A 14,509-nucleotide genomic window follows, 5' to 3' on the forward strand; every position below is an offset into this window, starting at 1 on the left:
CCACCCCCTCGAAACACCCCCGGAACCCTTGCAAACACTGGCATCCACCGGCGTGTCGAAAACCGACAAAACTGGACCCCAAACACACCAAACACGCCAAAACATCAATCGCACCAAACACACCAATCACGCAGTCTTGCTGCTCGCCGACAATCGCACATAACCCGGCGAGGCCAGCGTGAACCGCATACGAGCAGCGATATATCTATCGTCCGCAGCCTCAATAAGCCGTCCCGACCTATCGCGCGTAATGCGCGTAATGCGAATCAACGGTTCCCCTAATGCCACTTGCAGCAAATCAGCCTCATCCTGAGTGGCTTCCTCGACAGTCAGGGTTTCGTGCGATTCGCCTCGCTGGGCTCCGTACTCGTCAGAAAGAATGTGGTAAATCGATTGCGTCAAATCGTGCGACAGCAGGTTCGGGAACCGGGATGCCGGAAACCGGCTGTCTTCAAGCATCAAAGGGGCCTGATCCGTTATGCGCAAACGCGTAATCCGGTAGATGTGATCCCCCGAGTTCAATCCGAGCTGCCGGCGATCCAGCGCCTCCGCCACGAATTCCTGCGCCGAAAGCACTCGGGATTTGAGTACATGGCCCTGCCGTTTCGCTATATCGGGCAGTGATTCAGTGGTGTTCAGAGAACGTTCAAGACGTCCATCTGAAATCATGATGCCGCCGTTGCGGCCGATAAGCCGGACAATTCGCCCTTCACGTTCCAATACGGACAAAGCCGCTCTCAAAACGCTGCGCGAAACCCCCATTTGTTCCGCAAGCAGACGTTCGCTGCCCAAACGTTCACCGGGCTCATAATGTCCAAGTTCAATAAGCAGCCGCAGCTGTTGGATGCAGCTCGCAGCCGGAGAGGTTCCAGAGGGCGTATGCATGTGTGCTGCATTACTCACCGGATCCTCCCCGCCACGAATTCCCACCATTGCTCCACGTGTTACACGGGTAAACAGTAGTCATTCATGGTTTCAGCTTCGTATCCGCGGATATGCTTCCGCGCACAAAGCCCGCACGCAAAGCCATGACCCAAGTCACGACCCGAGCCACACCCCAAGCCACGCCCCAAAGTCACGCGCCGACTGCGGCAAACGAGGCGCTGAGCGCATCCATGAAGAAATCAACATCGTCGAACGTGAATACCAGCGGCGGACGAAGCTTGAGAATGTTGCCGTTGAGGCCGCACGTTCCCGTCAACACGTGATGTTCTCTGAGCTGCTCAAGAATATCCAACGTCAACGCGGTATCCGGTTCTTTGGTCCCCGGCTTGACGATTTCACAACCCGTGAACTGACCGGCACCTCGCACATCGCCGATCACCGGATGCGTTTCGGCGAAGTCGCGCAGGGCGGCACGCAGGGCGTCTCCCGTCTGGCGCGCGTTGGCGAGCACATCATGGTCCCGCAGATAGTTCAATGTCGCCTGGGCGGCCGCCATGCAGACCGGATTGCCGCCATACGTGTTGAAGTACGGCATCGTGGTGGCGAAAGGTGCCAACACCTCGCGCTTCGCGGCCATCATCGAGGTAGGCAGTCCGTTGGCCATCGGCTTGCCCGACGTGACGATATCCGGAACAATGTCATGCCGTTGGAATCCCCAGAAGTCATCTCCCGTACGGCAGAACCCCGGCTGGACCTCATCCGCGACATACACGCCTCCCGCCTCATGCACCGCCTGAAATACCGGCTTCAGGAATCCTCGCGGATTCAGGTACACACCGTCCGAAGAAAAAGCGGTGTCGGCGAGGAACGCAGCCAGTTTGATGCCATGCCGCTCCATATCGGCAACCGCTTCGCGGACCTTCCCGGCCATCCATTCGCCCAGCTCCTGCGCGGAAGGGCTGTGATCCAAGCCCATCTGCTCGAAATGGTAGGCGTCGGGGGCCGGAATCATCCGTGCCGTCATCGCGATCGGCTGTGCAAGGCCTTGCGCCGGGGACAGTTCGGAGATGAGCGCGGAGTTGCCATGGTAAGCGTTGGAGGTGATGATAACGCCTTCATTGCCGGTGTACTTTCGGGCGACGCGTATCGCAAGATCGTTCGCTTCGGAGCCGGTGCACTGGAACATGATCTGATCGATCTCGTCCGGCATGGTGGACAGGATATCCTGCGCGTAATTCAGGATGCCTTCGTGCAGGTACCTGGTATGCGTGTTCAGTGTGGACGCCTGCTTGGTGATGGCCTCAACCACATAGGGGTTGCAGTGCCCGACGGACACCACGTTGTTGTACATGTCCAGATATTCCTCACCATCGGCATCCCACAGCCGGCTTCCTTTGCCTTTGACCAAATGCACCGGATGCCGGTAGAACAGTCGATATGCCGGGCCGAGCTCTTCTTCACGCTTCTGGACCAACTGTTTGGTTTCGGCGTCAAGACCGTTCATATCCTCCTGCTGGAAGCTGTTGAGGTTCAGAATCGTCGTTCTGATAGTTGCTGGCATGGAAATCACTACTCCTGATTTACGCAAAACTCACGTGCAAAACTCACGTGCCGTCATGGAAACTATGGAAACTGCGGGTGATCGGTCGGCTGCGCTTGCGAGCGCCGGCAGCCGACCGACAACGCCCGTGTTTTGGTTATTTGACTGTTGTGTTGGTTACTTGACTGTTCCGGATGCGAACGAACCGTTGTGGGCGAAGATCTTTGCTTCATCCGTCTCTTCGTCCGATGGGTTGCCGAGTTCGCCGCCACTGATGGCGAACTCCTCTTCCGGCGAAAGAATGAGATGCTTGCGACCCCAGACTGCGAAAATCGCAAGGATCACCACATAGATGGCGACCATCACATATACGGCCATGCGATATGCGGGGTTCAGCAGCGTCGCGATGAAGATGCACAGGGCCACAAGACCGCCAAACACAGCGCCGGCCACGCCTAACTTGCTGATGAACGGACGTTCGATATCCGGCATCTTCTTACGCAGCAGAATGTAGGACACCATCTGCAGCAGATAGGCGAGCACAGCACCCCAGACGGAGATGTTCAGCACTACGGAGCCAACGCCATCACCGAACATGTTGACGAGCAGCAGAGCCACGAAGCCAATAAACGCTCCGGTAATCAGTCCCCAATACGGAGTCTTGTGCTTTGTGCCGGTCAGCGAGAGGAAGTGGGGATAGTATCCGGCCCTGGAGAGCGAGTACAGGTTGCGGCCGTACGCGTACATAGCGCCTTGGATCGAGGCGAGCAGACCGACGAGCGCGACCACGGCCAGCAGCGACGCGAACTGGTCGGAGAACACCGCACGGAATCCGTCGAGAAGCGGCTCGTCAGATGATCCCAGAACCTTGGATCCGATGATCGCCGGGTTCAGGATCAGCACGACCAGCGAGCTGATACCCAGCGTGACGATGCAGGTGCGGGCTGCGATCGGGATGTTATGTTCCGGATCGTAGGCTTCCTCGGCGGAGAGCGGAAGTTGCTCGATGCCGAGGTACAGCCACATGGCGAAAGGCATGGCGAAGAAGATGGCGCCGATGCCGAACGGCAGGAACGTCGAGCCGCCGGAGGCTGGGGAAATGTCGAACAGGCCGGTGAAGTTGACCTTGCCGCTGAATACGGTGACGAATCCGAAAATCGCGATGATGGCCAGCGAAATGATGGAGATGACTTCGGCGAAGCGGAATGACGTGGACGCGCCAAGCCAGTTGATGGCAACGAATACCGCATAGATCGCCAGCCACCATACCCACCGCAGGCCATGCTCATCCAATGAGTATCCGGACAGGCCTCTGACTATCTCATCGAAATACGCGGAGGCGAAGTATACGGTGGTCGCATTCGCCATGACATATTCAATGGTTTCGGCCAGACCGGTGACGATGCCGCCCCACGGGCCCATGGCCGCACGGGCGAATGAGTATGCGCCGCCGGTGTGAGGCATGGCCGATGCCATTTCGGCGATGGAATTCAGCATGCACCAGTACATGCCGTAGACAATGACGGTGGCGATCAGCATGCCGCCCCATCCGGCCTGTCCTATGCCGCCGTTCCAACCGGTGAAATCACCGGACACCACTGCGGCGATGCCTAATCCCCATAGTCCGAAGGCTCCCGCCGCACGGCGAAGTTGACGTTTCTTGAAGAAATCAGCACTTGTTCTGGTGTATGTGGCACCGGAAACCTGAATTTGTTCTCCTACGACTTGGCTGCTCATGATTGCTGTTCCTCTCTCATCGATATTGCAATCGTCTGCTTTCCCGTCACGGATCAATCGCGTAACAGGGATGAATGAAGCTCATTGATGCGGTATCACCTCCATCGTTCTGGAATCGACAGGTTCGGGAGGTTGGGTCTCGGTTCTGTTCGCGAACGCTTCCTCAAGCAACCAGTTGTGGTCTTTGAGGTAGCGTTCGGCGCACATCAGGCTTCCTGGCTTCTGGGCCGCATACAGGCCGTCCGGCAAGGCATCGGCGCGGTGACGAGTGGTCCATCCCAGCATCTGCAACCGTCGCAGCATGGAAAGCGCGCTCATCATCTCGAAATCGGAGTCGTTGAGCTCGCCGCTCTCCCTATAGCCTTCCACCCATTCGTAGGCAAGGCGCGGCGCATACGACTCGTGTTCAATGAAGGTCAGGGAAGCGGCGTAATCCCACAGATACCAGCTGTATCCGCAGTCATCGAAGTCGAGGACCACGAACTGTCCATCAGGACGTTGGATGATGTTCGAAGGCCTTAAGTCAGCGTGAACCAATCCCCATGTCTGCCGGTTGCGTGGCTGCTTGGCAACATACGCCAACGCTTCCCACATGGCCTGATACAGCAGTTTGTTTTCGGCCGGCGTCAATCCCGCCGCTTCCTCCCAACGGCCCCAACGCGGATGCGGACCGAGGATGTCCAGCAAATCCCAGCTGAACCGCTGGAAACCGTATGGCTCGGTCCAGGAGCGTGCGCTTTTGTGGAATTTCGCAGACCAGTTGCCAATCACTCGATAGCAGCTGGAGGGATCAGCCATATCCTCAAGTACGGTGCCTTCGATGAATTTCGTTGAGATAACCGACCATTTGGTGGTTTCGTTCTGATGGATCTCCGCCACATAGGGGCCCATCACCGTAGGTACCGGCGTCACCAAATTGACGCCATCCAGCTCATGAAGCATATTGATCCATGCCAGCTCCGAAGCAATCGCCTTGGGACCGCCCACATAGTCAGGTTCCGAGACCCTGACCACGCCTATGGGTTCGTCCTTGATTTTGAGCAGAAACGTGGCGTTCTCGGAAATGGTGATGAGGCTCAGGTCGACTTCGTCCTTATGCAGTCCCCACGCGGCGCAAACTCCAGAAAACAGCCAGAACGGAGCGGGCGATCCTTTGGTCAGATACTTGAAGACCTCAAACTTGGGATTATCGCCCTCGTACAGGTCGGACGTGGACTGGTCTTTATGCACTGAAACTGTAGCGTTCATGATTGTCGCCTCTTACCGTAACCGGATAAGTAATTCCGATTCGCTTGCCGTGATTGCTTTGTAGTCTAGGAAAGCAATTCGCGATCAGGTGAGGCGCCAGATAAATGGTCTGTAACTAAAGTGCAAACTAGATAAATGGCATGTAATGCACGCTGTAAATGGCGTGTTACGTAAGTCTGATGGTTTGTTTGGGATGTACTGGGTCAGGGGTTGGGTAAGGGATTTTGCTGAGTCATAATAGGGTGCCAGGGCAATGCCCTAAACATGATTTACGGTATGCCCTGCTTCGCGATTCAAACTGCCGAGACTAATCAATCATGATCGCCCTGTGCTATTGCCGCAGCACATAACAAGAACACCCCAACCACTATTGCAGCAAGACATGGTCCCAGCGCTGGCTGTCCACCAACGGGAACAACAGAATGGCCAAATCCGTAATACACCACCAGCACCAGTCCCATGCCAATCGCGGAGCCGACCCGTTGCGCAAACTGAATTGACGATCCAGCTACGCTCGCCCGATAGTCAGGAACCGCAATCAACGCACGAGCTTGATTAGGAGATGCCGAGATCGCGGAACCGAATGAAATAACAATCAATATTGTCCCCAATATGAAAGGCAACATCTGCGCAGAGGCCACCCCGAAGGCTACAGAAACAGCGATGAATGACACACCGCCTAATATGTTGCCCCACACGATAAAGGCATACGCACGATTTTGCTGCCGTCGCGCCACTAATGATGCTCCATACAGCATAGCGACGGATGCGGGAAGCATGACGAGCGCAGTAGCCAGTTCATTCAAATATGCATATTGTTCCAAGGAAATAGTAATGAGCAGCGTGCCACCTGTTGCCGTTGCATGCATGAATCCAGAAACCAAGACGCCACGGCCCAGATGTTTAAATTTAAACATCGTGAGATCCAAAATTGGTTCATGATCGCATGCGGCTATCCGATGTTCACGAACGATGAACAAACACGCAAATACCATCCCAATCAGAATCACTGGAAGCACTCGGAAGCTCGATATATCTCCTTCCGATATTAAGCTAATCGGTCCAACTCCAAAAATCACGGCCGGAATAAGCAATACGATTCCGACTACATCCAAACCACTTTTCTTCTCTGATGCAGGTTCTTTGACCAGCGCATAGGCCATACCTACTACGATTACGCCAACAACAACATCAATCCAGAACAGCCAGCGCCAAGATTCATTACCACCAGCGACCTGCATTACTACACCGGCTACAACAGGTCCGAACAGCGAGACGGCTGATGTACAAGCACCCATCATGGCTAAAGGCTTCGCGCGCAGTTCAGGCGGGAAAATCCGTTGAATCAATCCGAGAGTTTGCGGCATAAGCACGCCAGCTCCAATTCCCTGTGCAAAGCGTCCTGCAACCAGCCAATATGCATTGGGAGACATGGCACAGATAAAGCTAGAGAGTAGAAATAATGAGCATCCCACGAGGAATACAGGACGGCGTCCTATTAAATCGCCAATGCGACCGGCAGGTAATAATGCAGAAGCATAAGCAAGTGTGTAACCAACCAGCATCAATTGCACAATCACGCCGTTTCCACCAGTGGATCGTTGTATCGAATCAAAAGCTACGCCCAACTTCGAAACATCAAAAATAGTGAGGGCGTTCATCGCCACCAAGACACCATATGTTATCCACTGTGTTTTGGGAATTGAAATAGTTTCCTCAGAGGCGGGTTCCGACTCAGTTCTCGTCATGTTTCCTCCGCATTGCATATAACAATCTTATATTACATTAATGGAGTATATAATATGATTGTTATTAAGGAGGAAACATGTACAATACTGCATTGATTCTTATCGACCTTCAAAAGATGTATCTTCACCAAGACCTTCGAGACCGATATGGCTGGCCGCCAATATGGCAGCTCGACCGAGTTCTGGATTCATGCGCGCAGCTGGCCAGTGAGGCCAGAAACCAAGGAATACCAGTCATATACACTCGACAAATCGAACGCAGCGACAATAGCGACGCCATGCCCGCCTATCGGAGGCTAAAAGAACTCACTCAAAAGCAGTTTGGAGAGACGCTTGACATGGCATCAAACGCAGACGCCTCGGAAATCATAGAATCGGTGGCTCCGCAGCCAGGAGACATCATTATCGAGAAACTTCGCTGGGATGCTTTCTTCAACACTCCGTTGAACAACATCCTGCACAATCTGAAGACCGAACGAATCATCCTAGCAGGACTACAAACCAATGTATGCATCGAGACAACTGCCCGCAGTGCATTAATGCAAAACTACGAGGTGGGTATTGCAGAGGACGCCGTATCTACCGATGGGAAAAGCCTACATTTCGCGGCATTAGAAGCATTAAAGGTGTTATACGCAGAAGTCCGCCCATGGAAACAACTTATCGACACATCAGCACAATGGAACTACGCGATAACTACTCCGAATTACGGCCGCATAGAAAATGACTGCTGATGCAATTCTCGGCCTAACGCGCTATACAAACAGTTTGATGGCATGATTCATGAGAACCATGCCATCAAACTGTTTTACGCATGCAACTTATCAATCACATCGGTAAGGTATGCGAACGTTTCTTCCGGATCAACATTTTCATCCAGCAAAACCGTACGTAAACCTTTAAGCCATGAAAGACGAACTGTCGTAATCGACATATTCATCACATATGAAGAATATCGGTTCCTCCACACAGGGGTATCCGGCCGAACATGTTTCCACTCTTTCAGCAATCTTTCCAGCTGAATAAGTCGGCGCTGTTGAAAAGCAACTTCTGCATCGATAAGATATCCTATGGTTTCCTTATCTAAAACCCACAACGTGAGCATGCGCAAGGAAGCATCATCCCTCACCGAATGATCAGGTTCATCATCGATTAGCCATCGCCGCAATTCAGTCATACCATCATCTGTGATGACATAACTAGTCTTTCCTCGGTCATCTCGTTTGTGAACAGCAATCAACCCCGCTGCAGCCATTTTCTGCAATTCGGAGTACACCTGAGAAGGGCTGGCATGCCAAGCAGAATCTGTTACATCGCGAAAAGCCGCACTAAGTTCATATCCCGTTCTCGGTACGCCACGCGAGAGTGCAGATAAAATAGCATGCTTAAGTGCCATAATCTTCTTTCATTTTTGGAGTCCAAAGCCGTCATTCTATTCTATTACATAATGCATGGTGGTGTGATTCCCATCGAAAAAGGGAGCCACACCACCATGCATTATCCGCGTATAGTCACAGATCCGACCTATACGAAGAGGAGATGTCATCCAATATAAACATCATTGAATTCAATCCACCAACTCTTCGGCTGGACGAATCCCTTAACCTTCGTAGACATTGCACGCGGAGCCGTGTCATGGCAAACGAACAGCCAGGGAGCATCATCTGTTGCAACACGACCAGCCTGAGTAAGCAGAGAAGCCCTCTCCTTATCGTCAGTCGTCACTAATGCTTTCTTCCATAATTCATCAAACTGCTCGTTACGGTAATCAAAATATCCCCCTTCTTCTTTGGATCCCATAGACCAACTCCAACTGGACGGCTGTTCCAAACTAAAAGCCTGATTTGCGGCGTCCCAACCCGTATTGCCTTCTGCCAACTTGCCATACATAGTTGAGAAATCAACAGGATCAAACGTGACTTTTACACCAACTTTGGCCAGCTGGGCCTGCAAAGCCTCATTCATAGCTTTCGGCTGCATAGCGCCAGATCCAGCCGTAATATAACCGACCTTCATTTCAAAACCATTGGGGTATCCGGCTTCTTGCAGCAATTGCTTCGCCTTATCGAGGTCATAAGTGTACGTATCGTCACTCTTATCGTAATAAAGGCTTGCTGGTGCGAAGAATTGTGTGGCCGGCTGCGCAGTACCATGAAGAAGATCTTTGCAGATAGCTTCACGATCAATGGCGTAATTTAAAGCCTGACGAACCTTTTTATTGGACAGAGGACCGTTCTCAGAAGTGTAAAGCTGCCATGACCATTCCCAGTCAAATGCATTTTGAGTCACAGCAAAGCCAGCTTGCTGTAACGAAGCCAAATCATCAGGTTGGGCACCTTCAATCCAGTCAACTCGTCCGGATCGGAGAACAGCGGTACGAGCCGAAGCATCTGGAATCAGCTGCACGACAATTTTATCCAACTTAGGTACAGTACCCCAATACTTAGCATTCTTGCTGAAAGTTATGCTTTGATTTGCTTGCAAGCTGTCGAATACAAACGGCCCGGTGCCAACCGGATGGCTTGCCTGTCCCTTAGAGCCATGCTCTTTCAATGACTTCGGGCTAGCGAAGTAGACATTGTAGAGATCTGCCAAGAAGAACGCAAAAGGCTCTTTCAGTACAAACTTCACCGTATAGTCATCTACTTTTTCAACATGATCGACATAAGTGAGAACTGTATAATACGTTAACAGCGTCTTGTCATAGTTGGGATCATCAGGCTTGGTATAACGATTGATGTTGTAAATCAGTGCATCAGAATTCCACTTATCACCATCGTGGAAAGTCACTCCCTTACGTAGTTTCATGGTATATTCCAACCCGTTGTCCGACACGCTCCACGATTCCGCAAGTGCCGGAGCAACACCGGCAGCAGCATTTGGATTCGATATATCGCGCTTAGTCAGGCCTTCATAAACCAAATTTCCAATCAGACGCTGACCTTCATATCCTGCTGAAGTTATTGCGCCAGTATCCAAGCTCGGGAACGAGGACATCTGAGAACCAATGTTCAACACTTGTCCTTGATCCGCTGTGCTGCCAGCAGAACCACAGCCGGCGAGCGAAAGCACCGCCACACATATCCCTATGACTGCTTTAGTTAGCATATTCTTTTTCATGGGTCCCTCTCCTTTGTCTATATTGCTGTGGTAACAGAGAACAATCTGTCCTGAATCGGCTCAAATCCGCAGAAACGCAACGGAAATACCGTTCCAGGATCAGGATTCAGCTTCGCGAATTGCACCTTCTTTCGCTGTGAGGAGTTCACGGGTATAAGCATCTTGCGGATGGTCAAGTATCTCTCGGGTATTCCCTGATTCAACGACGTGACCGTTATTCAGGACTAAGACGTCATCACACATATAATCCACAACGTTAAGATCATGGGTGATGAAGAACAGCGACAGGCCCATTTCCTGCTGGAGTCTGCATAGCACATTGAGCACCTGTGCTTGTACGGATTTATCCAATGAAGAAACAGCTTCATCACAAACCAGAACGTCTGGGCGACTCGATATTGCACGCGCGATGGCAATTCTCTGAGCCTGGCCTCCTGACAATTCAGTCGGGAACGCCTCAAGGTACTCCGGGCCGAGAGCAACCTTAGCCAAAGAATCGACAGCGACATCACGCCATCTCCGACGTTCTACCTTTTGAGCCGCCATATGAAAACACAGACTCTGCCATACCGTTTTCGCTGGGTTCAAGGCATTTTTAGGATCCTGCGGAATCAGTTGCACATGCAGCCGCATCTCACGTATTTGCGTAGGCGTCATGCCCCAGATCGGATAGCCCTGAAAGTATACGTCTCCATTATTCGGGTGGAGAAGTCGCAATGATATTTTCCCTAAAGTAGATTTACCGCTACCTGATTCACCGACGACACCAAGAGTCATACCTTGTCGTACAGTAAATGACACATCATCTAAAGCCGTATGATCACCAAAAATCTTGGTTATATGTGAACCATAAAAAATAGGATTGCTGGACATTGCTTTCACCTACTTCCCAGTGCGACAAAATGATCCGGCTCAATTTCGGCGAGTGACCCCCATTGTTCACAGCTCCTGATGGAATCTGGCACTACTGAAAGACACCCGCGCACGACATCCCGGCTCGGTTCGCACCCAAGAAGTGCTTGAGTATATGGGTGCATTGCGTGATGAAGCACCGACGAAGCGGGGCCTTCTTCAACAACATTGCCTTTCAAAATCACAGAAACACGATCACTAGGTTTTGCGGCAATAATTCTTGCCGCACTAATGTCATGGGTAATAAACAACACAGCAGTTCCTGCTGTATTCCGAAGATCATTGATGAGATGCACTACATGTACACCCACCGAAGCATCCAACGCACTTGATGGCTCATCGGCGACAATCAGTTTGGGAGAACCTGCAATGGCGATGGCAATCGATATACGCTGCCGCATGCCTCCCGACATTTCATGGGGATATAAGTCAAAAGCCTTTTCCGGTTCCCGAATTCGCACCGATTCAATCAAAGAAACAGCTCTATGTCGGCGTTCCATTGCACTAGTGATGTTCGTCGCCGCACGAATTGCCTCACAAAGTTGCTCGCCCACAGTGTACATGGGGTCCAACGATGCAGTCGGATCCTGAAAAATCATGCCGATATCTTTTCCGAAATGGCTTCCTCCTCCACCATGGCCATCGAATGTAATCGGATCCCCGCAAAAGGTGGAAGAACCATCCACCAAAGAATGACGCGGATTCATACCAACTGAGCTACGCACAAATACTGTTTTCCCGGATCCGGATTCTCCGAGAATCACCCGAACTTGGCCCGTATGTACAGCCATACTGATTCCATGCACGATTTCCGTTCGAGTGGATCCGTGATTAAATGAAACTTTTAAGTTTTCTACCTTCAGTACTTCTTCTCCACCATCAGTCATGATTTGCTCACCCCAATCGAAACATTCAGACCATCGCCAACAATCGGGAACAAGATAGCTAGAAAAATAATGAGAATGCCGGGTTCGAGAACCAGCGTAGGATTAGTAAAGATAGAGGGCTGAAGTTCCTGCAACATCGCGCCAAGTTCTGGAGCCGGTGATGGCACCCCCAATCCAATGAATCCAAGACCACCAGCGATAGCAATGCTTGCTCCAACCAATGAAGTGGCGTATGCCATTACTGTAGGGAAAATGACTGGCAATAACTGCCGGTAAATAATGGCAATGGTTTTCGCTCCACTAGCGCGAGCAACCAATATGTAATCCCGATCTTTGATTCGATGGACCTCTTGTTCCGCGACTTTCGACAGCGGAGCAATCCAAACCACCGTTAAAGCCAAAATCAACGAGAAAACGCCGTTCCCCAAACAAATAGCAATCAGTAACGAAAGTAGTATTCCAGGAAAAGCGAATAACAAATCTATAAGCTTCGCACATACAGCATGTAGTACCGGCCCGCCAAATCCTGAGGCAATACCAATCAAAAGTGCAAGTAATGTCGCCAGCACAACCGGAGTAACACTAATAAATAACGACGTGCGCATACCGAATATCAATCTTGCCAGTAAATCACGGCCTTGAGCATCAGTACCCAACAAATGATTTGGGGCCCCTATTGGTTGCATACGCTTTGATAACTCCCCCGCATACGCATTGAGCGGCAACCACTGGGCAATTACTGAGAGAAGAACAAGGCAGACCAATAATCCTAACGATACGCGTGAAGACATTGGCATTCGAGCAAACCAATTCTTCCTAGCAAATCGCGAGGCTGTTACTTTATCGTCTTTGCTGTTTTGACCTCCGATATTCTCAGACATGATCATTTCTCCTTAATCTCGGATCAATCCATGTAGTAGCAATATCGCCAAGCATGAGTACGACAATATAGATGAGAGCTATCACCAACACACTGGACTGCACCGTCTGAAAATCTCTGAGGCCTACAGCCTGGACTACAAGTTGTCCGAGCCCCGGAATGCTGAAGATATTTTCCACGAATAGTGCGCCTCCAAGCATGGATCCCACCTGAATGGCAAGCACCGTGATCATCGGAGGAATGGCATTCCTATACTCATGGACCATTACTTGTCGCGAAGACAAGCCTCTCGCCTCTAAGGAAGGAATCAGATCGCTGCCCCTAATCTCCAGCAATGACGTTTTTAAAGATCTTGCCATTTGAGCTCCGGGTGCCAATGACAAAGCCAAAGAGGGAAGGAAAAGATGCGATAGCAGATCACCGATATCGGTGACTCCGGTATTGTGCAATCCACCAGAGGGGAAAACACGAAGTTGCACCGTAAAAACAATGAGCAGAATCAGTGCTACTGCATATTGTGGTGCTGACAGGAAGAATGCTTCTATCCAGTTAGAAAACTGACGGATTGTCTTATTATTTGCAGCACCAAAATTGCCAAGAACAATCGCAATAACTATAGCAAGAATCGATGCAGATACGCCCAGCATCATTGTGTTACAAAGTGCAGGAATCACGACACTTAAGGAATCTTTCCCATATGCGTATGAATATCCCAGATTCCCATGTGCAAGGCCTTCCAGCCAGATGGAAAACTGAACCAATATAGGTTTGTCCAATCCAAGCGTGGCACGCATCGCTTTTCGTTCCGCCGCAGTGCTGTCTGCACCAAGCAGATTAACCGCCGGGTCTCCGGGGATCATTCGTATAGCGAAGAACACTACGAACATCACAGCAAGAGACATCAGCATCGCAGTGAATAGTCTTCTGCAAATCATCCATCCAAATGGATGACGCCTAATAATGTGTTCCATAATTGGAACACGATAATGGAGTATGATTTCACTTGCGTTTCCTCACTGTAAATCAAGATTATGCTACTAAAGCAAACACAGCACAGATATTTACGCGGTAAACAACCAATTAATCGATACCCAGATCAGTCATATATTCGCTCTATCAACAATCTAAATCTAAAAAACGTAATTCCTCCGAAAGATACGGGACCTAAATGTGGTCTTCATATGTTTTCGTGCAAAAAGATCGTAGAGATGGTTGCAGAGTCTACAAATCGATCATCTGATCCGAGCGAATAGTTGACGCATATCTAGTACAAGATCAACAGGACACGGGCCATAGACCAAAAGAGAAAGTGAGATGTAGGAACGGGGAGGGTTTCTGCTGTCCCCACGGGGGCAACTCTGGGATCCCCTTCATCGGGCTTCCCGGGCTTACAGGGGAGGCAAGCCGGCAAAAGACGCGAATACGAAAAAGGGGGGTGGTCTGTTGGGACCACCCCCCTGTGACGAATATTGCGGCGGCGTGCTACTCTCCCACACCCTATCGAGTGCAGTACCATCGCCGTGCCAGGCCTTAGCTTCCGGGTTCGGAAAGG

Annotated in this window: 12 protein-coding genes and 1 rRNA gene; 1 reads left to right on the forward strand and 12 read right to left on the reverse strand. The window is 51.0% G+C overall.

The genetic code is table 11. The annotated features are described in order from the left end of the window. Window positions 1-126: 126 nt before the first annotated feature. The 5 genes from G1C97_RS11635 to G1C97_RS11655 all read right to left on the reverse strand — a co-directional run bounded on the left by G1C97_RS11635 (window position 127) and on the right by G1C97_RS11655 (window position 7,158). Window positions 127-930, reverse strand: coding sequence for a GntR family transcriptional regulator (locus G1C97_RS11635; RefSeq protein WP_169241896.1), 804 nt, complete (start codon window positions 928-930; stop codon window positions 127-129). A gap of 145 nt (window positions 931-1,075) precedes the next feature. Beyond that, the gene (locus tag G1C97_RS11640) at window positions 1,076-2,446 is read right to left on the reverse strand and encodes an aspartate aminotransferase family protein (protein WP_169241897.1); all 1,371 of its coding nucleotides are present in this window, start codon (window positions 2,444-2,446) and stop codon (window positions 1,076-1,078) included. Window positions 2,447-2,602: 156 nt separating this feature from the next. Continuing rightward, on the reverse strand, window positions 2,603-4,162 hold the full coding sequence (locus tag G1C97_RS11645; RefSeq protein WP_169241898.1) for an amino acid permease: 1,560 nt from the start codon (window positions 4,160-4,162) through the stop codon (window positions 2,603-2,605). An 81-nt stretch (window positions 4,163-4,243) separates the two neighbouring features. After that, entirely contained in the window at window positions 4,244-5,410 is a 1,167-nt protein-coding gene (locus G1C97_RS11650) for a phosphotransferase enzyme family protein (protein ID WP_169241899.1), read from the reverse strand. Window positions 5,411-5,721: 311 nt separating this feature from the next. Further along, on the reverse strand, window positions 5,722-7,158 hold the full coding sequence (locus G1C97_RS11655) for an MFS transporter (RefSeq protein ID WP_169241900.1): 1,437 nt from the start codon (window positions 7,156-7,158) through the stop codon (window positions 5,722-5,724). A gap of 77 nt (window positions 7,159-7,235) precedes the next feature. On the opposite strand from G1C97_RS11655, the gene G1C97_RS11660 reads away from it, so the two are divergent. Further along, the gene (locus G1C97_RS11660) at window positions 7,236-7,892 is read left to right on the forward strand and encodes a cysteine hydrolase family protein (protein ID WP_169241901.1); all 657 of its coding nucleotides are present in this window, start codon (window positions 7,236-7,238) and stop codon (window positions 7,890-7,892) included. 74 nt (window positions 7,893-7,966) lie between these two features. On the opposite strand, the gene G1C97_RS11665 is transcribed toward G1C97_RS11660, so the two are convergent. The 7 genes from G1C97_RS11665 to rrf all read right to left on the reverse strand — a co-directional run. Beyond that, window positions 7,967-8,554, reverse strand: coding sequence for a PadR family transcriptional regulator (locus G1C97_RS11665; RefSeq protein WP_100497289.1), 588 nt, complete (start codon window positions 8,552-8,554; stop codon window positions 7,967-7,969). A 146-nt stretch (window positions 8,555-8,700) separates the two neighbouring features. Next, complete coding sequence (locus G1C97_RS11670) at window positions 8,701-10,278, reverse strand: ABC transporter substrate-binding protein (RefSeq protein ID WP_169241902.1); 1,578 nt, start codon at window positions 10,276-10,278, stop codon at window positions 8,701-8,703. Between the two features lie 99 nt (window positions 10,279-10,377). After that, window positions 10,378-11,151 (reverse strand): ABC transporter ATP-binding protein, encoded by a 774-nt coding sequence (locus G1C97_RS11675; protein WP_169241903.1) that lies wholly within the window; start codon window positions 11,149-11,151, stop codon window positions 10,378-10,380. Between the two features lie 5 nt (window positions 11,152-11,156). Beyond that, window positions 11,157-12,077 carry an ABC transporter ATP-binding protein gene (locus tag G1C97_RS11680; protein ID WP_169241904.1) on the reverse strand — a complete coding sequence of 307 codons (921 nt, stop codon included), beginning with the start codon at window positions 12,075-12,077 and terminating at the stop codon, window positions 11,157-11,159. Then, window positions 12,074-12,958, reverse strand: a complete 885-nt coding sequence (locus G1C97_RS11685; RefSeq protein ID WP_169241905.1) for an ABC transporter permease — start codon at window positions 12,956-12,958, stop codon at window positions 12,074-12,076. The genes G1C97_RS11680 and G1C97_RS11685 overlap by 4 nt, the downstream gene beginning before the upstream one ends. Further along, window positions 12,951-13,928 (reverse strand): ABC transporter permease, encoded by a 978-nt coding sequence (locus G1C97_RS11690; RefSeq protein WP_169241906.1) that lies wholly within the window; start codon window positions 13,926-13,928, stop codon window positions 12,951-12,953. The genes G1C97_RS11685 and G1C97_RS11690 overlap by 8 nt, the downstream gene beginning before the upstream one ends. Window positions 13,929-14,426: 498 nt before the next feature. Beyond that, window positions 14,427-14,509: ribosomal RNA gene (gene rrf, locus G1C97_RS12600) — 5S ribosomal RNA — on the reverse strand; the annotation flags it as partial.

Source organism: Bifidobacterium olomucense (assembly GCF_012932375.1).
Lineage (GTDB): Bacteria > Actinomycetota > Actinomycetes > Actinomycetales > Bifidobacteriaceae > Bifidobacterium > Bifidobacterium olomucense.